The sequence below is a fragment of the Nguyenibacter vanlangensis genome (assembly GCF_038719015.1).
Taxonomy (GTDB): Bacteria; Pseudomonadota; Alphaproteobacteria; order Acetobacterales; family Acetobacteraceae; genus Gluconacetobacter; species Gluconacetobacter vanlangensis.
Map to the genome: position 1 here is coordinate 4,522,453 of NZ_CP152276.1, position 17,846 is coordinate 4,540,298.

Annotated in this window: 18 protein-coding genes; 11 read left to right on the plus strand and 7 right to left on the minus strand. The window is 70.9% G+C overall.

From position 1 onward, the window contains the following. Window positions 1–141: 141 nt before the first annotated feature. The 4 genes from AAC691_RS21130 to AAC691_RS21145 all read right to left on the minus strand — a co-directional run bounded on the left by AAC691_RS21130 (window position 142) and on the right by AAC691_RS21145 (window position 2,900). The gene (locus AAC691_RS21130) at window positions 142–1,623 is read right to left on the minus strand and encodes a mannitol dehydrogenase family protein (RefSeq protein ID WP_342628368.1); all 1,482 of its coding nucleotides are present in this window, start codon (window positions 1,621–1,623) and stop codon (window positions 142–144) included. Between the two features lie 139 nt (window positions 1,624–1,762). Beyond that, window positions 1,763–2,170 (minus strand): hypothetical protein, encoded by a 408-nt coding sequence (locus tag AAC691_RS21135; RefSeq protein WP_342628369.1) that lies wholly within the window; start codon window positions 2,168–2,170, stop codon window positions 1,763–1,765. A gap of 63 nt (window positions 2,171–2,233) precedes the next feature. Beyond that, window positions 2,234–2,488, minus strand: coding sequence for a BrnA antitoxin family protein (locus tag AAC691_RS21140; protein ID WP_342628370.1), 255 nt, complete (start codon window positions 2,486–2,488; stop codon window positions 2,234–2,236). 103 nt (window positions 2,489–2,591) lie between these two features. Continuing rightward, window positions 2,592–2,900, minus strand: coding sequence for a BrnT family toxin (locus AAC691_RS21145; protein WP_218064418.1), 309 nt, complete (start codon window positions 2,898–2,900; stop codon window positions 2,592–2,594). A gap of 238 nt (window positions 2,901–3,138) precedes the next feature. Between AAC691_RS21145 and rpmI the strand changes: the two genes are divergently transcribed. From rpmI to lpxB, 5 genes are all read left to right on the plus strand, one after another. After that, entirely contained in the window at window positions 3,139–3,342 is a 204-nt protein-coding gene (gene rpmI, locus AAC691_RS21150) for a 50S ribosomal protein L35 (protein WP_012554749.1), read from the plus strand. Window positions 3,343–3,356: 14 nt separating this feature from the next. Continuing rightward, window positions 3,357–3,716 carry a 50S ribosomal protein L20 gene (gene rplT / locus AAC691_RS21155; RefSeq protein ID WP_176641204.1) on the plus strand — a complete coding sequence of 120 codons (360 nt, stop codon included), beginning with the start codon at window positions 3,357–3,359 and terminating at the stop codon, window positions 3,714–3,716. Between the two features lie 166 nt (window positions 3,717–3,882). Beyond that, window positions 3,883–4,953, plus strand: a complete 1,071-nt coding sequence (gene pheS / locus AAC691_RS21160; protein ID WP_323990581.1) for a phenylalanine--tRNA ligase subunit alpha — start codon at window positions 3,883–3,885, stop codon at window positions 4,951–4,953. 3 nt (window positions 4,954–4,956) lie between these two features. Next, window positions 4,957–7,458 (plus strand): phenylalanine--tRNA ligase subunit beta, encoded by a 2,502-nt coding sequence (gene pheT / locus AAC691_RS21165; RefSeq protein ID WP_342628371.1) that lies wholly within the window; start codon window positions 4,957–4,959, stop codon window positions 7,456–7,458. Window positions 7,459–7,466: 8 nt separating this feature from the next. After that, window positions 7,467–8,723, plus strand: coding sequence for a lipid-A-disaccharide synthase (gene lpxB / locus AAC691_RS21170; RefSeq protein ID WP_342628372.1), 1,257 nt, complete (start codon window positions 7,467–7,469; stop codon window positions 8,721–8,723). On the opposite strand, the gene AAC691_RS21175 is transcribed toward lpxB, so the two are convergent. The 3 genes from AAC691_RS21175 to AAC691_RS21185 form a co-directional block, all read right to left on the minus strand. Further along, a complete protein-coding gene (locus AAC691_RS21175; RefSeq protein WP_342628373.1) occupies window positions 8,703–8,906 on the minus strand; it encodes a hypothetical protein in 204 nt (67 codons plus the stop codon). The genes lpxB and AAC691_RS21175 overlap by 21 nt on opposite strands. A 5-nt stretch (window positions 8,907–8,911) precedes the next feature. After that, on the minus strand, window positions 8,912–9,340 hold the full coding sequence (gene hisI / locus AAC691_RS21180; protein WP_323993599.1) for a phosphoribosyl-AMP cyclohydrolase: 429 nt from the start codon (window positions 9,338–9,340) through the stop codon (window positions 8,912–8,914). Between the two features lie 101 nt (window positions 9,341–9,441). Then, a complete protein-coding gene (locus AAC691_RS21185; protein WP_342628374.1) occupies window positions 9,442–10,260 on the minus strand; it encodes a folate-binding protein in 819 nt (272 codons plus the stop codon). Between the two features lie 106 nt (window positions 10,261–10,366). Between AAC691_RS21185 and AAC691_RS21190 the strand changes: the two genes are divergently transcribed. The 6 genes from AAC691_RS21190 to AAC691_RS21215 all read left to right on the plus strand — a co-directional run bounded on the left by AAC691_RS21190 (window position 10,367) and on the right by AAC691_RS21215 (window position 17,832). Beyond that, window positions 10,367–11,260, plus strand: a complete 894-nt coding sequence (locus AAC691_RS21190) for a glycosyltransferase family 9 protein (RefSeq protein ID WP_342630296.1) — start codon at window positions 10,367–10,369, stop codon at window positions 11,258–11,260. A 118-nt stretch (window positions 11,261–11,378) separates the two neighbouring features. Then, a complete protein-coding gene (locus AAC691_RS21195) occupies window positions 11,379–12,383 on the plus strand; it encodes a glycosyltransferase (protein ID WP_342630297.1) in 1,005 nt (334 codons plus the stop codon). A 31-nt stretch (window positions 12,384–12,414) separates the two neighbouring features. Then, window positions 12,415–14,172 carry an asparagine synthase (glutamine-hydrolyzing) gene (asnB, locus tag AAC691_RS21200; RefSeq protein ID WP_342628375.1) on the plus strand — a complete coding sequence of 586 codons (1,758 nt, stop codon included), beginning with the start codon at window positions 12,415–12,417 and terminating at the stop codon, window positions 14,170–14,172. A gap of 46 nt (window positions 14,173–14,218) precedes the next feature. Then, complete coding sequence (locus AAC691_RS21205) at window positions 14,219–15,538, plus strand: dihydroorotase (RefSeq protein WP_342628376.1); 1,320 nt, start codon at window positions 14,219–14,221, stop codon at window positions 15,536–15,538. 115 nt (window positions 15,539–15,653) lie between these two features. Continuing rightward, window positions 15,654–16,343 (plus strand): hypothetical protein, encoded by a 690-nt coding sequence (locus AAC691_RS21210; protein WP_342628377.1) that lies wholly within the window; start codon window positions 15,654–15,656, stop codon window positions 16,341–16,343. A 118-nt stretch (window positions 16,344–16,461) separates the two neighbouring features. After that, window positions 16,462–17,832 carry a PQQ-binding-like beta-propeller repeat protein gene (locus tag AAC691_RS21215; protein ID WP_342628378.1) on the plus strand — a complete coding sequence of 457 codons (1,371 nt, stop codon included), beginning with the start codon at window positions 16,462–16,464 and terminating at the stop codon, window positions 17,830–17,832. The last annotated feature ends 14 nt before the right edge of the window (window positions 17,833–17,846 follow it).

A 17,846-nucleotide genomic window follows, 5' to 3' on the forward strand; every position in this document is an offset into this window, starting at 1 on the left:
GATAACCTTGTCCGGCCGTAATGCCGCCGCAATATCCCGGCCACGTTCCGCCGTCTCCCGGTGCCCGCGTCCCGTCCAGGCCCCTTGGCCAAACGCTCGTTCAAGCGCCCCGTTCAAGCGCACGTCCCAGCGCCGCGTCCGTCAGCCTTCCCCGGCGACGATCCCATGCAGCGTCGCCCGCACACCCTGGTCGCGGATGGCGGTGCGCAGCCGCGTGAACAGCGCCACGAAGGCCGCGTTCTCCCCCAGCCCCCACCCGGCGAACACCGACATGTCCAGCGCCCGCGCCGGATCGGCCTCGGCGGCCAGCGCCCGGTCCTCCGCGCCCAGATGCGGCTCGACCACCTCATAGGCCGCGCCGCCATCGTCCCGGCCGCGCAGATATTCGGCAAAACAGGCCAGCAGAAAGGCGATCCGCGTGGCGTCCGCGCCCCGCGCCAGCGTGCCCTCGGCGGTATCGCGCACGAAGACCGGCAATTTCGACGCGCTGTCCGACGCGATGCGCAGCAACTGGTCGCTGATCGCCGGATTGCGGAACCGGCGCAGCAGCAATGCGCCATATTCATGCAGTTCCATGCCCGGCGGCGCCTGCAGCAGCGGCTCGGCATCCAGGCCCAGATAGCGTTCCAGCAACGCGACGACATCCGCGTCGCGCATGATCTCGCCGACGATGCGGTACCCCATCAGCACGCCCGGCAGGCCCAGCATGGAATGCGACGCATTCAGCATGCGCAGCTTCACCCGCTCATAGGGCGCCACATCGTCGGTGAACAGCACGCCCACCTCTTCCAGCCGCGGCCGTCCGGCGCAGAACGAATCCTCGACCACCCACTGGATGAAATCCTCGCAGAAGACCGGCGCCCGGTCCTCCACCCCGCTCGCGGCGTTCAGCCGCGCCGCGTCGGCCTCGCGCACCGCCGGGGTAATACGGTCCACCATGGTGCAGGGAAAGGTCACATGGGCGGCGATCCAGTCCGCCAGCCCCGCATCGCGCGCTTGCGCCCAGCCCAGGAAGGCGGTGCGCGCCACATGCCCGTTATGCGGCAGGTTGTCGCAGGTCAGCACGGTAAAGGGCCCCGCCCCGCTGTCGCGGCGCAGCCGCAGCGCCTCGGTCACCAGGCCGAACACGCTGTGCGGCACATCCCTGGCCAGATCCTCGGCGATCGCCGGATGCTCCAGTTGGAACCGCCCGGCCTCGTCCGTGTAATACCCGCCCTCCGTCACCGTCAGGCTGACGATGCGGATCGCCGGATCGGCCAGGCGCCGGATCGCCGCCATCCGGTCGTCCGGCGCGTGGACATACTCCACGATCGACCCCACCACCCGCACCACGTCCGGCGCGTCGGCCGGACATTCGGTCAGGGTATACAGCCCGTCCTGGGCCCGCAGCGCCTCGGCCTTGGCCCGCTCGCGCGGATCGTCCATCACGCCGATGCCCACGATGCCCCACTCCGCCTGGCCCGGCCGGGCCAGCACCCGGTCCAGATAGACCGCCTGGTGCGCGCGGTGGAAATTCCCCACGCTCAGATGCGCGATCCCCGGACGCACCGCCTTGCGGTCATAGGCGGGGATGATGATCGCGGGCGGCAGCCGCTCCAGCGTCGCAGTCTCAAGAACCGGCATTCACGTCATGTCCAGGCAACAGAGGGGTTTCGGACTGCTCTAACGCGTTCCCGCCCCGGCATTCGAGGGGGGCACCGGTAACATATATATCATTAACATATCATGTGGCTTTTTCGCCCGGCGCGGCCGGACGGCCCGCCTATGCGCCGGCCGCCAGGAACCGGCGCAGCAGCAGGTCGCGCTCCACGTCCAGCGGCCCGCGATCGGCCGGGACGCGGGCGCGCCAGTACCAGTAATCCGCGTTCGCCAGGTCGCCCTCCCGCCGGTGCAGATAGGCATGGACCCGGCATTCCGCCGGGCTGCCGCCCTCGTTCACCAGGTCGTGCGCCGCCTGCCATTCGCCGCGCGCGTCGTGCCACAGCGCCCGCAGATGCGCGGGCCAGTCGGCCGGCGGCGCGTCGGCCACCAGCGAACGGCGGAATTCGGTCTCGTCGATCGGTGCGCTCATCTCCGGCAGATGGGCCCGCCCGGCCGCGCCGTCCAGCCCCCCCTGTGCCAGCCCCCCCCTGTGAACGCCGCAGCGCAGGGAACGAACCAGAGGGGCCATTCTCTCATGCCGGCTTCTCGCGCGCTGCCATCTGCGCCGTGCGCGCGAGGCCGGCCCGGATACTCACGCCTTCCGTAACGCCTCATTGATGCGCGTCTGCCAGCCGGGACCGCCTGAACGGAACTTCTCGAGCACATCCGGGTCAAGGCGCAGCGAAACCGATACCTTCTTCCCGGGATCACGCGGCCGGCCGACAGGCCGTTGAACCATGCCGGATTTCATCCTGACCGCCAGGGCCGGATGGGAATCGGTGAAACGGCGCGCCTGGGCGAGTTGCTCGTCCGTGGCCTCGGGCGCGTCCGGGTCGGCGGCAATCATGACCTGGACCTGATCTTCCGTCATGTTCCTAAGAGATTTCAGCTTCTTCATAACGCTTCCGCTCCTTCCGGCTCGCGGGCCGCATCGAAATGATCGATATCGCCTAGTGTCCTGCCCGAGAAATTCTTATGAGAATTTCTCGGATCAGCAGGCCACTAAAATATTGATTCCAGTGTCCTTTCGATTCCAAAATTCGCTTGCGAATTTTGGAATCGGGACGCTGGGTGCCCAATTCCGCGAACACAACGGCAATCGTCCCGTCGAGAAATGGACCGATGGCCATCAGGCGATCATTCTTGGCTGGGACCACGATCGACGACAGGAAGAACGAGGCTTTCAGGTCGGCGAAATCCAGACCGCGTTCATTCAGGGTCTTCAGACGTTTCGGCTCGTCCCACGTGATCGCCAGCATGGTTTCTGTATATACAGAAACCGGGTGCCGAGCAAGGGCTGTCCCAGGCTTTCGGGTGGGGGCTTGAGCCTCCCCGCGCCTTTTCCCGCGCCGCCCCCGCATCGGGGCTTGATCCGCCGCCCGCCCTTGTCTATAGCCAGCCCCCTGTTCGCGCGTCCGGGCCTGGAATGGGCATGCCCGGCCGTGACCGCCGCCTGGCCGCCGAGCGCGGCCGCGGCTTCAAGCCAAGGAGATGAAAATGCCCAAGATGAAGACCAAGTCGTCGGTCAAGAAGCGGTTCAAGATCACCGCGACCGGCAAGGTGCTGGCGGGCCCGGGCAACAAGCGCCACGGCCTGATCAACCGCTCGCAGAAGATGAAGCGCACCAACCGCGGTTCGCAGACTCTGACCGAGATGGACGGCCGCACTGTCAAGCAGTGGGCCCCCTACGGGCTGGCATAAGGAGCACCTGAGACATGGCACGTGTTAAGCGGGGCGTGACCACCCACGCCCGTCACAAGAAGGTCCTCGATCAGTCCAAGGGCTATCGCGGCCGCTCCTCCACGAACTACCGCATCGCGCTGGAACGCCTCGAAAAGGCGCTGCGCTACGCCTATCGCGACCGCCGGAACAAGAAGCGCGAATTCCGCGCCCTGTGGATCCAGCGCATCAACGCGGCCGTCCGCGAGCATGGGCTGACCTACAGCAAGTTCATCAACGGCCTGGACAAGGCCGGGATCGAGATCGACCGCAAGGTCCTGGCCGCGATCGCCTTCGACGACGCCGCCACCTTCGCCGAGATCGTGAAGAAGGCCCAGGCCGCGCTCGCCGCCTGATCTTTCCTCGCCGTCCTACGGTTCGGAACGGGCCGCCCCATATCGGGGCGGCCCGTTCTGCATTTCGGGGGTTTATTCCGCGGGGCGGACCCTGTATCCGGCCTGATCGGTAACCCACGCCCGCGTTTCGCGCCGGTTCCTTTCGTCCCCGTTCCAGCGAGGTGCCATGAACGACGATCTCGAAACCCTGCGGCAAGAGACGCTGGCCGCGCTCGCCGCCGCCGCCGACCGGCGGCAATGGGACGATGTGCGCGTCGGCACCCTGGGCAAGTCCGGCCGGCTGACCGCGCTGCTCAAGGAACTCGGCCGCATGTCGCCCGATCAGCGCAAGCTGCGCGGCGCCGCCGTCAACCGCCTGCGCGACGAACTCACCCGCGCGGTCGAGGCCCGCGGCGCCGAGATCGAATCCGCCCTGCTCAATGCCCGTCTCGCCGCCGAACGGGTCGACGTCACCCTGCCCACCCGTCCCGAGCAGCGCGGCACCCTGCACCCGATCAGCCGCACGATGGAGGAAATGGCCGCCATCTTCGGCGCCATGGGCTTCAAGGTCGCCGAAGGCCCGGACATCGAAACCGACTGGCATAATTTCTCGGCGCTCAACACGCCCGACCACCACCCGGCCCGCACCGACCAGGATACGTTCTACCTGCCCGCGCAGGCGGGCTCCGGGCGCGAGCGCGTGCTGCGCACCCAGACCTCGGGCGTGCAGATCCGCACCATGCTGGGCCAGGAACCGCCGATCCGCATCATCGCGCCGGGCCGCACCTACCGCGCCGACCACGACGCCACCCATTCGCCGATGTTCCATCAGTGCGAAGGGCTGGTGATCGACCGCGGCATCACGCTCGCCCATCTCAAGGGCTGCCTGACCGACTTCCTGCGCGCCTATTTCGGCCAGCCCGACCTGCCGGTGCGCTTCCGCGCCTCCTATTTCCCCTTCACCGAACCCTCGATGGAGGTCGATATCGCCTGGTCGCGCCAAAGCGGCGAGATCGGCGCCGGCAGCGACTGGCTCGAAGTCCTCGGCTCGGGCATGGTCCATCCGCGCGTGCTGGCCAATTGCGGCCTGGACCCGCGCGAATGGCAGGGCTTCGCCTTCGGGATGGGGATCGAACGCCTGACCATGCTGCGCCACGGCATCCCGGACCTCCGCTCGTTCTACGAAAGCGACGTGCGCTGGCTGCGCCATTACGGCACCAGCCCGCTCTCGCCGGCCCTGCTGCATGAAGGTCTGTGACCGATGAAGTTCACCCTGTCCTGGCTGCGCGACCACCTCGACACCACCGCGTCGGTCGAGGAAATCTGCGCCAAGCTGAACACGATCGGGCTCGAGGTCGAATCCGTCGCCGATCCCGGCGCCGCCCTGGTCCCCTTTCGCACCGCCCGCATCATCGAGGCCGCGCAGCACCCCAACGCCGACCGGCTGCGGGTCTGCCGGGTCGATGCCGGCCCGGGCTTCGACCCGGTGCAGGTCGTCTGCGGCGCGCCCAATGCCCGCACCGGGCTCGCGGTCATCTTCGCCCCGCCCGGCACCTACATCCCGGGCCTCGACACCACCATCAAGGCCGGCGCCATCCGGGGCGAGACCAGCGGCGGCATGCTCTGCTCGCTGCGCGAACTCGGGCTGGGCGACGCGCATGACGGCATCGCCGAACTGCCCGACGACACCCTGCCCGGCCAGTCCTACGCCGCCTTCGCCGGCCTGGACGACCCGGTGATCGAAATCGCCGTCACCCCCAATCGCGGCGACGCGCTGGCGGTGCGCGGCATCGCGCGCGACCTCGCGGCGGCCGGCCTCGGCCATCTGCGCCCCTGGCTGGCCGAAACGGTCGAAGGCACCTTCGACTCGCCGATCGCCTGGGCCAACACGTACCCCGAGGCCTGCCCCTGGGTGCTGGGCCGCACCATTCGCGGCCTGCGCAACGGGCCCAGCCCGGACTGGCTGCAGAACCGGCTGCGGGCGATCGGCCTCCGCCCGATCTCGGCCCTGGTCGACATCACCAATTTCTTCACCTTCGATCTCGGCCGCCCGCTGCATGTCTTCGACGCCGACCGCCTCACCGGCGACCGGCTGACCGTCTGCCGCGGCGCGGGCGAAAGCTTCCGCACGCTCGACGGGCGCGACCTCGTCGTCTCGCCCGACGATTGCGTCATCGCCGACGCGGCGGGCGTGCAGTCGCTCGCCGGCATCATGGGCGGCGAAGGGACCGGCGTCACCGACGGCACCACGACGGTCTTCCTCGAATGCGCCCTGTTCGATCCGGTGCGCATCGCGCTGACCGGCCGTCGCCTCGGCCTGCATTCCGACGCCCGCCACCGGTTCGAACGCGGCGTCGACCAGGCGCTGCCCGTCGCCGCCCTCCAGGCCGCCACCCGCATGATCATCGATCTGTGCGGCGGCGGCCAGGCCAGCGAGGTCGTCTCCGCCGGCCAGCCCCCCGACTGGCGCCGCCGCGCCAGCCTGCGTTTCGCGCGCATCGCCGGCCTGGGCGGCATCGACATCCCGGCCGACGAGGCCGTCGCCTCGCTCGAGGCCCTGGGCTTCGAAATCCATCGGCGCGACGCCCAGGGCGTGGTGGTCGACGTGCCGTCCTGGCGCAACGACGTCGCCACCCCGATGGCGCTCGACCAGGGGCCGGACCTGCCGCCCGACCAGGCGCGCGCCGCCGCCGAAGGCGCCGCCGCCGTCGATTCTGAATGCGACCTGATCGAGGAAGTGCTGCGCCTGCGCGGGCTGGATTCCATCCCGCCGGTCTCGCTGCCCGCGCTGGGCGCGGTGCCGCGGCCTGCGCTCACCCCGCGCCAGGTCCGCGCGGCCACCGCCCGCCGCGTGCTGGCCGCGCGCGGCATGGCCGAGACGGTGGGCTATTCCTTCGTGTCGCAGGACGCCGCCGCCCGGTTCGGCGCGGTGCCCGACACGCTGCGCCTGCTCAACCCCATCGCCGCCGACCTCGACCAGATGCGCCCGACCCCGCTGGTCAATCTGCTCGCGGCGGTCGAACGCAACGCGGCGCGCGGCTATCCCGACCTCGCGCTGTTCGAGGTCGGCCCCGGCTTCTTCGATGCCGCACCGGGCGCCGCATCTGGCGCCGCACCGGGTGCCGAACAGGGGTTGATCGCCGCCGGCCTGCGCAGCGGCCACGCCCCGCGCTTCCCCGGCCAGGCCGCCGATCCCGTCACCCTGTGGGATGCCAAGGCCGACGCCTTCGCGGCGCTGGCCGCCCTCGGCGCGCCGGTGGACGGGCTCGGCATCACCGCCGACGCGCCGGGCCATTACCATCCGGGCCGCTCGGGCGTCATCCGCCAGGGGCCGCGCATCGTGCTCGGCCATTTCGGCCAGATCCATCCCGGCCTGCTGGCCGGGCGCGATCTCGACCGCCCGGTGGTCGGCTTCGAACTGTTCCTCGACGCGATCGCCGATCCCAAGCGCCGGCGCCGCGCCCCGCCCGACCTGCCGCCCTTCCAGCCGGTACAGCGCGACTTCGCCTTCCTGGTGGCGCGCGACGTCACGGCCGAATCCGTGCTGCGCGCCGCGCGCGGCGCCGACCGCGCGCTGGTCTCGGGCGTGCGCCTGTTCGATCTGTACGAAGGCGACAAGCTGCCCGAAGGCCAGAAATCCCTGGGCATCGAGGTCACGCTCCAGCCCACCGAACGCAGCCTGACCGACGCCGAGATCGACGCCGTGTCCGACAAGGTCGTGGCGGCGGTGTCGCGCGCCTGCGGCGCCACCCTGCGCGCCTGATCCGCTCCATGACGGATCTGGATGGGACGGATCGGCACGGGACGGACCCGCATGGTGCGGACCCGCATGGTGCGGACCGGCAGGGTGCGGACCGGCAGGGTGCGGGCCCCGTTCGCCCCCGCACCATCTGGCTCCTCGCCGGCGAGGCCAGCGGCGACGTGCTGGGCGCGCGCCTCATGGCCGCCCTCCGCCGCCGCGACCCCGCGCTGCGCTTCGCGGGCGTCGGCGGCGCGCGGATGCAGGACGCCGGCCTGGACAGCCTCTTCCCGCTGCGCGACCTGGCGGTGATGGGGCTGGTCGAGATCCTGCCGCGCCTCCGCCATCTCTCCCGCCGCCTGGACCAGGCGGCGGCCGACATCCTGGCCACCCGGCCCGACCTGGTGGTGACGATCGACAGCCCCGGCTTCTCGCTCCGCCTGCTGCGCCGGCTGCAGGGGCAGGGGATTCCGCGCATCCATTACGTCGCCCCCCAGGTCTGGGCCTGGCGCGAACACCGGGTACGCGAATTTCCCGGCCTGTGGGACCGGCTGCTCTGCCTGCTGCCGTTCGAACCCGCCTTCTTCGGCCGCCACGGGCTCGAAGCCCGCTTCGTCGGCCATCCGGTCCTGCAATCGGGCGCCGACCGGGGCGACGGCGCGGCCTTCCGCGCCCGCCATCACATCGCGCCCGGCACGCCCATCCTCATCCTCATGCCCGGCAGCCGCCGGTCCGAGGCCCCGCGCCTGCTGCCGGTGCTGGGCCGCACCCTGCGCATCCTCGCCGCCATCTGCCCGGGCATCGTCCCGGTGGTCCCGGTCTCCGCCGTGGTGGCCGATACGGTGCGGCGCGGGGTGGCCGACTGGCCCGTCCGCCCCATCATCGTCACCGACCTCGACGACAAGCACGACGCCTTCGCCGCCGCCGGCGCGGCGCTGACCAAATCCGGCACCTCCACGCTCGAACTGGCGCTGGCCGGCGTACCCATGGCCGTCACCTACCGGGTCAACCCGCTCACCGCCGCCATGGCGCGGCGGCTGATCCGCGTGCCCTACGTCGCCATGGTCAATCTGCTGGCGGGCCACCGGCTGGTGCCCGAATTGCTGCAGGACCGCTGCCGGCCCGACCTGCTGGCCGCCACCGTGCACCGCCTGCTCACCGACGGGCGCAGCGCCGCGCTGCAACGCGCCGGATTCCACGCCGTCACCGCCGCGCTCGCCGCCCCCGCCGGCCAGCCGGACGATGCCGCCGCCGCCGAAATCCTGGCCCTACTGGACGCCCCGGCCTGATCCGGCCTTGCCGGCCCCGCCTGAATCCGCTCCACCTGGACCCGCCACGGCCGCTCCCGCGCCCGCATGGCGCAGCGCCTCGAACTCGCTGCGCACCACATACACCCCGACACCGACCGTCATCGCCACCAGCACCGCCAGCCAGGCCAGCTTGCCGGCCTGCGCCTTCCCGGGCGCCGTCATCGCGCTCAACCCCGCCCGTACAGCGCGTCGGCCGCGACCAGCGGCGCGCTGGTCTCCGCCAGCCCGCCGGGCCGCATGGCGTTGAAGAAACAGCTCCGCCGCCCGGTATGGCAGGCCACCCCGGTCTGCTCGACCAGCAGCAGCACCGCGTCGCGGTCGCAATCCAGCCGGGCCTCCACCAGGCGCTGCACCTGGCCGGACGTCTCGCCCTTGCGCCACAGCGCCGCGCGGCTGCGCGAATAATAGCAGACCTGCCCGGTCCGCAGCGTCTCGTCCAGCGCCTCGCGGGTCATCCAGGCCAGCATCAGCACCTCGCCGGTATCGTGCTGCTGCGCCACGGCGGCGATCAGCCCGTCGGCGTCGAAACGCACGCCGTCCAGCATCCGCGCCCGGTCCGCGTCGTCGATCACGGGGGCAGGCGAGGGAGGGGTCATCATGGGCGAAACTCCTGATACCGGACGATTGCCGACGCACGGGCGGTTGCCGGACGCAACAGACAGGACCCGCCCGCCCTTGTCCAGCCGGAACCCGGCCGCTATTGCCCCTCCGGCAGGCTCAGCCATGGCGGCAGGTGCGCACGCACCGCCTGGCCGCCGGCCTCCAGCACCGCGTCGCGATGCTCCAGCCGCAGCATCGCCAGCCCCTGGCCGTCGCGGGACGACGCCATCACGCCCGCCTCCCTGCCGTCATGGGTCAGCACCGTGCCCGGCGGCGGCAGGGCCGCCCCCGTGACCGGCAGCAGCTTGCGCTTGACCAGCCCGCGATAGTGCGTGCGCGCCGTCAGCTCCTGGCCCATGTAACAGCCCTTGGTCCAGGAAATCCCGTTCAGCGCCTCGAAATTCGCCTCCAGCAGCAGCGTCTTGCCTTCCTCGCAATCGCGCGCCCCGTCCGGCAGGCCCAGGCCCAGCCGATGCGAATCATAGGCCGCGTGATCGGCCGCCCCCGGCGCGGGATGGGGCAGGACCAGCCGCCAGCCCGCGTCCGCCAGGCGCGGATCGGGCGCGCCGATCGCCGAATCGATCATCGGCGGCACCGCGTCCCATGCCGCATGCACGGCAAATCCCGTCGGGTCGATCGACACGTCCGACCGCAGGCGATAGCGCGCCAGCTTCTGGCGCAGCATGTCGGCCTGCGCCGCCGCGCAATCCATCAGCAGCCGCTGCCCCTCGGCCTCCTCATACAGAAAGAAATCCGCCAGCCACCGTCCCTGCGGCGTCAGCAGCGCGGCCCAGACGGCACGCCCCGGCGCCACCTCGGCCACGTCGTTGGAAACCAGCCCCTGCAGGAACGTCACCCGGTCGGCGCCGGAAATGGCCAGCACCGCGCGGTCTGGCAGATGGGCAAGATGCGTCATGTCCGGATTCTGGGTCCGCCCGTCTCTCAAGGCAAGGGGGACCGGGGCAGGGGGGCAAGGGGGCGCCATATTGGTGCCGCCCCAAAAGGCGGCTAGCGTGCCCGGCATGCGGATCCTGTTCATCTCCTCCACCCGGCTGGGCGACGCCGTCCTGTCGACCGGCCTGCTGGACCATCTCCTCCATGCCTTCCCCCAGGCCCGTTTCACCATCGTCTGCGGCCCCGTTGCCCGCGACCTGTTCGCCCGCATGCCCCGGCGCGACCGCACCATCGTGCTGACCAAGCGGAAATGGGACCTGCACTGGCTGGCGCTGTGGCGCGACTGCGTGGCCACGACATGGGATCTGTGCGTCGACGTACGGGGCTCGGGCGTCAGCTTCTTCCTGCGCACGCGCCGCCGGGCGATCATGCGCGGCGGCCGCCGGCCGGGGCCGCGCGTCGCCCATCTCGGCCGCCTGCTCGGCCTGGCACCACCCCCCATGCCCGTCGCCTGGACCGACGCCGCCGACCGCGCCCGCGCCGCCGCCCTGCTGCCGGGGCAGGGCTGGCTCGCGCTGGCGCCCACCGCCAACTGGTCCGGCAAGGTCTGGCCGGCCGACCGCTTCGTGGCGCTCGCCCACGCGCTGGGGGCCGAATACGGGCTGCGTCCGGTCGTCGTCTACGGGCCCGGCCCGGCGGAACGCGCGATGGCCGCCCCGGTCCTCGCGGCACTCCCCGGCGCGATCGACAGCGGCGGCACCCTCGCTTTGCCGCAGGTCTCAGCCCTGCTGGCCCGCTGCGCCCTGTTCGTCGGCAACGATTCGGGGCTGATGCATCTCTCGGCGGCGTCCGGCACGCCCACGCTGGGCCTGTTCGGCCCCAGCCGGGTGTCCGAATACGCGCCCGCCGGCCCGCGCGCCGCCCACATCGTCGCGCCGGGGCCCGAAGGCCGCGCCCCGATCGACGGGCTCGCCGTCGCCGACGCCCTGCAGGCGGCACGCGACCTGCTGCGCCGAACGTGATAAGGCGGCCTGGATGACCCCGATCAGCGACATATCGTCCAATGACATATCGCCCAACGACGGATCGCCCGCCGGCATATCGCTTGCCGGGGCGCCCCCCTCGCGGGTCGCCCATCTGATGGCCGGCGCGGCGATGGGCGGCGCCGAGCTGTTTTTCGAACGCCTGTGCATCGCCCAGGCGGGCGACGGGCTGGACGTGCTGCCGGTGATCCGCCGCAATGCGGGCCGCGCCGCCCGCCTGCGCGCCGGCGGGGTCGAAGCGCACGAACTCGCCTTCGGCGGCCGCGCCGACCTCGCCACCGGCCTGCGGCTGCGCCGCCTGCTCAAGCGGTTCCGGCCCCGCGTCGTCGTCGCGTGGATGAATCGCGCGGCCCGCCTGGCGCCGCGCGGCGACTGGGTGCTGGCCGGCCGGCTCGGCGGGTTCTACGACCTGTCCTATTACCGGCGCTGCGACCATCTCATCGGCAATACGCGCGGCATCGTGCGCTGGCTGGTCGAACAGGGCTGGCCCGCGGCGCGCGCCCATTATCTGCCGAATTTCGCGGTCGATATCCACGGCGCCGCGCCGCGCCGCCCGGCCTGCCTGCCGCCGGGCGTGCCCTTCGTGCTGGCGCTGGGCCGCCTGCACCGCAACAAGGCGTTCGACGTGCTGATCCGCGCCATGGTCCATGTGCGCGGCGCCCACCTGGTCATCGCCGGCGAGGGGCCGGAACGCCCGGCGCTGGAAAGATTGGCGCGCGATCTCGGCGTCGCGGACCGGGTGCACCTGCCCGGCTGGTTCGACGGCACGGCCGGCATCGTCTCGGCCTGCGACCTGCTGGTCTGCCCCTCGCGGCACGAACCGCTGGGCAACGTGATCATCGAGGCCTTCTCGGCCGTCCGCCCGGTGGTCGCGGCGGCGGCGCAGGGGCCGGTCGAACTCATCACCGACGGCGGCAACGGCCTGCTGGCCCCGATCGAGGACGACCGCGCCCTGGCCGACGCCATCTCCGCGGTGCTCGCCGACCCCGCCCTGGCCGCCCGGCTGGGCCAGGCCGGCCGCGACGCGTTCGACCGGCATTACGCCCAGGCCCCGGTTCTCGCGTCGTGGCGGCGCTTCCTCGCGGACGTGGAAAAAGTCTAAGGGGGAAAAGGCTTGAGGGGAGACATCTGACATGTGCGGCATCGCCGGTATCGTGTGCGCCCGCGCGGCCACCCCGCCCGATCCGGCCATCCTCGGCCGCATGGTCGATGCGCTGCGCCATCGCGGCCCCGACGGCAGCGGCGTCGTCGCCGCCGGCCGCGCCAGCCTGGGCCATGCCAGGCTGGCCATCATCGACCTCGCGGGCGGCGACCAGCCGCTGCGCGCCGGCGCCGCCACCCTGGTCGCCAACGGCGAAATCTACAACGATCCGGCCATCCGCGCCCGGCTGGGCCCGGCCGGCTACCGCACCGGCAGCGATTGCGAATCGGCGCTCCAGCTCTGGCTGCGCGACGGGCAGGGCTACACGGCCGGCCTGCGCGGCATGTACGCCATCGCGATCACCGAACCCGGCAACCAGGATTTGGTCCTGTCGCGCGACCCGTTCGGCATCAAGCCGCTCTACGTGGCCGAGGCCGGCGGCCGCGTCCTCTTCGCCTCCGAACCGCGCGCCATCCTGGCCTCCGGGCTCGTTGCGCGCGGTCTCAGCCCCGCCGCGCGCAACGAACTGCTCCAGCTCCATTTCACCACCGGGCGCGACACCATCTTCCCCGGGATCTCCCGCGTCCTGCCGGGCGAGACGGTGCGCGTCGCCGACGGCCGCATCCTCGACCGCCGGCGCCAGCCCGCGCTGCCCGACGGCCCGGTCGAACAGCTCGGCGAGGACGCGGCCCTGGCCCGTCTCGACGCCGCCCTGACCGACAGCGTCGCCGTCCACGAACGCGCCGACGTGCCCTTCGGCATGTTTCTCTCCGGCGGCATCGACAGCACCGCCGTGCTGGTCGCCATGGCCCGGCTCGGCGGCCCGCCGGTCCAGGCCTGGACCGCCGCCTTCGACGCGCCGGGCGCCGCCGACGAAACCGAACACGCCGCCGCCCTGGCCCAGGCCACCGGGGCGCGGCACCGCGTGCTGCGCATCGATCGCGACATGGTCTGGCGCGACCTGCCCGCCATCGTCGACGCGATGGACGACCCCGTCGCCGACTACGCCATCATCCCGACCTGGCTGCTCGCCCGCGCCGCCCGCCAGGACGTCAAGGTCGTGCTGTCCGGCGAGGGCGGCGACGAGCTGATGGCCGGCTATGGCCGCTATCGCCGCGCCATGCGCCCCTGGTGGCGCGGCGGCCGCCGGATGCGCCCGCGCGGCACGTTCGACGGGCTCGACGTGCTCGGCGAGACGATGCGCGGCTGGCGCGACGGCATCGCCGCCGCCGAACGCGCGACGCTCGCCGCCCCCACCCGGCTCGCGGCCGCCCAGGCCGCCGACATCGCCGAATGGCTGCCCAACGACCTGCTGCTCAAGCTCGATCGCTGCCTGATGGCTCACGGGGTCGAAGGCCGCACCCCGCTGCTGGACCCGGCGGTGGCCGGCGCGGTCTACCGCCTGCCCGACAGCATGAAGGTCCGCGGCCGCATGGGCAAATGGCTGCTGCGCCGCTGGGTGGAGCAGGCACTTCCCGCCGCCCGGCCCTTCGCCCCCAAGCAGGGCTTCACCGTCCCGGTCGGGGCCTGGATCGAACAGGACGCGGACAGGCTCGGTCCCCTGGTCGCCCGCCAGCCCGGCATCGCCGAGATCGCGTCCGAATCCCGCGTCCGCGCCCTGTTCGCCCGCGCCTCGGAACGCCGCGCCCGCCACGCGGCGTGGACCTTGCTGTTCTACGCGCTCTGGCACCAGATCCATTTGCGCGGCATATCGTCCGACGGGGACGTGTTCTCGGTGCTCGCCGCCTGACGGCGCCGGGCAGCGGCGCGCCCGCCGGCATTCTGGAGGCAGCCTCATGCATTTCGACCTGATCATCCGCAACGGCGTCTGCGTGCTCCCCTGGGGCGAGGCGCGGACCGACATCGGTGTCACGGACGGCCGCATCGCCAGCCTGTCCGCCGGGATCGCCGACGACGCCGACCAGGTGATCGACGCTGCCGGCCTGCACGTCCTGCCCGGCCTGATCGACCCGCACGTGCACCTGCGCGATCCGGGCGACGCCACGGTCGAATCCATCCCCACCGGCACCCGCGCCGCGGCCCTGGGCGGGGTGACCACCGTCTTCGACATGCCCAACACCCAGCCCGCGATCACCGACGCCGACATGCTGCGCTGGAAGCAGGACTACGCCGCGCGCGAAAGCTGGGTCGATCTCGGCCTCTATGTCGGCGCGACGCGCGACAACACGCCCAGGCTGGGCGAATACGAGACATTCGCCGGCGTCTGCGCGATCAAGGTCTTCGCCGGCTCCTCGACCGGCAACCTGATGATCGAGGACGACGCGGGCATCCGCCGCGTGCTCGAACACGGCCACCGCCGCGTCGCCTTCCATTCCGAGGACGAATATCGCCTCCAGGACCGCAAGGCGATGTTCTCCGAGGGCATGCCCTATCGCATGCACCCCGCCTGGCGGGACGAGGAATGCGCCTTCCTCGGCACCAGGCGCATCGTCGCCCTGGCCCGCAGCACCGGCCGCCCGGTCCACATCCTGCATACCTCGACCGCCGAGGAACTGGCCTGGCTGCCGGCGCACCGCGACATCGCCACGATCGAGGTCCTGGTCAACCACCTGACCCAGATCGCCCCCGAATGCTACGACGCGCTGGGCCCGCTCGCGATCATGAACCCCCCCATCCGCGACCGCCGCCATTACGACGCGGCGTGGGAGGCCGTGCGCAACGGCACGGTCGACACGATCGGCTCGGACCACGCGCCGCACTCCCTGGCCGCCAAGGCCCGTCCCTGGCCCGCCACCCCCGCCGGCCTGACCGGGGTGCAGACCCTGGTGCCCGTCATGCTGGACCATGTCGGCGCCGGACGCCTCTCCCTCGGCCGCATGGTCGACCTCATGGCCGCCGGCCCCGCCCGGGTCTACGGCCTGCAGGCCAAGGGCCGCATCGCCCTGGGCTACGACGCCGATTTCACCCTGGTGGACCTCAAGGCCCGCCGCCGCATCACCAACGACTGGATCGCCACCCCCGCCGGCTGGACCCCCTTCGACGGCATGCAGGTCACCGGCTGGCCCCTCGCCACCATCGTCCGCGGCCACCCCGTGATGCGCGAAGACACGATTCTGGGCACCCCGGTCGGCAAGCTCGCCCGCTTCGCGCCCTGAACACCATGATATCCCATAATCCCGGCGCGTCGTTGCCGCCACGCCACATCCCGGCTATGGTCCCGGCTTGATCGGGCGGCCGGGAACCGCCCACATGGCGGAGAACGAGCAAGACGTGGCTGACGACATCTTCAGGGAAGTCGATGAGGGTTTGCGCGCGGACCGACTGCGCGCCCTGGCGCGCCGCTACGCCCTCGCGGCCGCGGCCGTCATCGGCGTGGCAGCCGCCGGCGCCGGCATATGGCAATACCAGGCCTGGCAGCAGCGCCAAGCGGATCGCGCAGCCGCCGCGACCTACTTCGCCGCCCTGCGCACGGCTGACAGCAGCCACATCATGCCGGGCGAGACGACGTCCCTGACCCCCCAGCAGCATGATGCCCTGGCCCGTCTCGCTACACTCGACGGCGCCCCGGCCGGCCTGCGCACGATGGCACGGTTCCAGCGGGCAACCCTGCTGGTCTCCAGCGGCGACGCGGCCGGTGCCCTGAGGCTGTGGAACGCGATCGCCGAGGATTCTGCCGCGGATCCGCTCCTGCGTTCCCTGGCCAGCCTGTTCTGGGTTCAGCACCAGATCGACCATGGCGACCCGGCCACCCTCCGCTCGCGCCTTGCGACGCTGGACGCCGAGGGCATGCCCTGGCGAGATTTCGCCATGGAAGCCGAGGCATTGCTGGACCTGCGCCAGGGGCACGCCGCCGATGCCCGCCGGCGCCTCGCGCAACTCAGCGCGGAAGCGGACATCCCCGAAGGGATGCGTAGCCGCGCGGGTGGATTGTTGCAGACGCTGAACGCCAATCCATTATAATCCGCCGCCTTCCCAAGCCCACGCAAGGGCGCCTTTGCAGCGCCCGTATAGAATTGGAATTGGATGCGCAGGCGCCGAGAACCGCCTTCGCTCCGCTCCCTCGCAGTGCAGGATAGACATGAACAAAGTTCTGACCCGCCGTCATGCGCTTCTGGGCGGATCGATATTGCCGTTTCTGGCGGGATGCAGCCTGTTCGAGGATGACGAGAAGCCTCTGTTGGCGGGCAAACGCATAGACGTGCTGAGCACGGGTGCCGGACTGATGGTCGACCCCGACGACCACACGCCGATCGCCGTTCCCGCCCAGACAATGGTGGCCGAGTGGCCGCAACCCGGGCGTCTTCCCACCCATGAAGGCGTCAACCTGGGGTGGAGCGGCCATATGCGCCGCGAATGGTCACGGGATATCGGCGCCGGAGTGTCCGAGCCCGACTTCATGGCCTGGGCAGCTCTTGGTTCAAACGGGCGCGGCGTCTTGCAGGCGACGCCCATCGTCTCGAACGGCCGGATTTTCGTCGGCGACGCCCAGGGGGTCATTCGCGCGTATGAATGGCCGCGCATGCGTCAATTATGGAGTTTCACCCCCAAGCCCAAGAAAATGCAGTCCAGCAATCTTGGGGGCGGGTTCGGTGTCGCGGGCGATACCTTATATATCGTAGATGGCGTCGCGCAGACCCTGGCGGTGGACGTCGCGACCGGTCACGTCAAATGGCGTATCGATACCGGGACGCCGGGACGCTCGGCACCGACCATCGCCGATGGGCGCGTGTTTTTCGGAACGATCGATGAGCGACTGTTCGCCGTCGAGGCCGCGACGGGCAAAGTTCTATGGACATATACGGCGACGCCCGCCGATACCGTCATCTTCGGTCAGCCCGCGCCGGCCGTGGTGGGAGACGTGGTCATCGCGGGTTTCGGTTCGGGCGACCTTGTCGCCCTGCGGGCCGAAAGCGGCGAGACGGTCTGGAGCGATACGCTCGGCAGCACCAACGGCCAGGAATCGACGGTTGATTTTTCTTGCGTCCGCGGCATGCCGGTGGTCGTTGACGGTACGGTCTACGCGATCAGCGCGGGTTCCATCCTTGTTGCGATGGATCTGCGTTCGGGCCGGCGACTCTGGGAACGCGCCATCGCCGGGCAGAACAGCTTGCTGGTTGTCGATAACTGGCTCTATGTGCTGTCGCTCGATCAGCAACTGGCCTGTATCGACCGGGTGAATGGTCATGTTCGCTGGATCACCCAGTTGCGTCGTTATCGCCGTGTGGCGGCGCAGAAGGATGCCATAACATGGACCGGTCCGATCCTGGCGGGCGGCAAGTTGCTGTGTGTCAGCACCCTGCCGGAAACGGGTTATGTGACCGTGGATCCGACGACCGGTGCCATCGGGGCCATCGGCAGCCTGCCGGGGATTGTCACGGTGGCGCCGATTGTTGTTGATGGCCGGCTTCTGCTGATGACCGATGACGGCCATCTGCTTGCGTATAGTTAGGAGTTGCTGAGAAC

Bases quoted from the DNA above. Each gene is read 5' to 3' on its own strand.
- pheS (WP_323990581.1), top strand. From the start codon at position 3,883: ATGAACGACGATCTCGAAACCCTGCGGCAAGAGACGCTGGCCGCGCTC.
- AAC691_RS21130 (WP_342628368.1), bottom strand. From the start codon at position 1,623: ATGCCGGTTCTTGAGACTGCGACGCTGGAGCGGCTGCCGCCCGCGATC.
- AAC691_RS21205 (WP_342628376.1), top strand. From the start codon at position 14,219: ATGCATTTCGACCTGATCATCCGCAACGGCGTCTGCGTGCTCCCCTGG.
- hisI (WP_323993599.1), bottom strand. From the start codon at position 9,340: ATGACCCCTCCCTCGCCTGCCCCCGTGATCGACGACGCGGACCGGGCG.
- AAC691_RS21215 (WP_342628378.1), top strand. From the start codon at position 16,462: ATGAACAAAGTTCTGACCCGCCGTCATGCGCTTCTGGGCGGATCGATA.
- asnB (WP_342628375.1), top strand. From the start codon at position 12,415: ATGTGCGGCATCGCCGGTATCGTGTGCGCCCGCGCGGCCACCCCGCCC.
- pheT (WP_342628371.1), top strand. From the start codon at position 4,957: ATGAAGTTCACCCTGTCCTGGCTGCGCGACCACCTCGACACCACCGCG.
- lpxB (WP_342628372.1), top strand. From the start codon at position 7,467: ATGACGGATCTGGATGGGACGGATCGGCACGGGACGGACCCGCATGGT.
- AAC691_RS21190 (WP_342630296.1), top strand. From the start codon at position 10,367: ATGCGGATCCTGTTCATCTCCTCCACCCGGCTGGGCGACGCCGTCCTG.
- AAC691_RS21140 (WP_342628370.1), bottom strand. From the start codon at position 2,488: ATGATTGCCGCCGACCCGGACGCGCCCGAGGCCACGGACGAGCAACTC.
- AAC691_RS21195 (WP_342630297.1), top strand. From the start codon at position 11,379: ATGGCCGGCGCGGCGATGGGCGGCGCCGAGCTGTTTTTCGAACGCCTG.
- AAC691_RS21145 (WP_218064418.1), bottom strand. From the start codon at position 2,900: ATGCTGGCGATCACGTGGGACGAGCCGAAACGTCTGAAGACCCTGAAT.
- AAC691_RS21135 (WP_342628369.1), bottom strand. From the start codon at position 2,170: ATGGCCCCTCTGGTTCGTTCCCTGCGCTGCGGCGTTCACAGGGGGGGG.
- AAC691_RS21185 (WP_342628374.1), bottom strand. From the start codon at position 10,260: ATGACGCATCTTGCCCATCTGCCAGACCGCGCGGTGCTGGCCATTTCC.
- rplT (WP_176641204.1), top strand. From the start codon at position 3,357: ATGGCACGTGTTAAGCGGGGCGTGACCACCCACGCCCGTCACAAGAAG.
- AAC691_RS21175 (WP_342628373.1), bottom strand. From the start codon at position 8,906: ATGACGGCGCCCGGGAAGGCGCAGGCCGGCAAGCTGGCCTGGCTGGCG.
- rpmI (WP_012554749.1), top strand. From the start codon at position 3,139: ATGCCCAAGATGAAGACCAAGTCGTCGGTCAAGAAGCGGTTCAAGATC.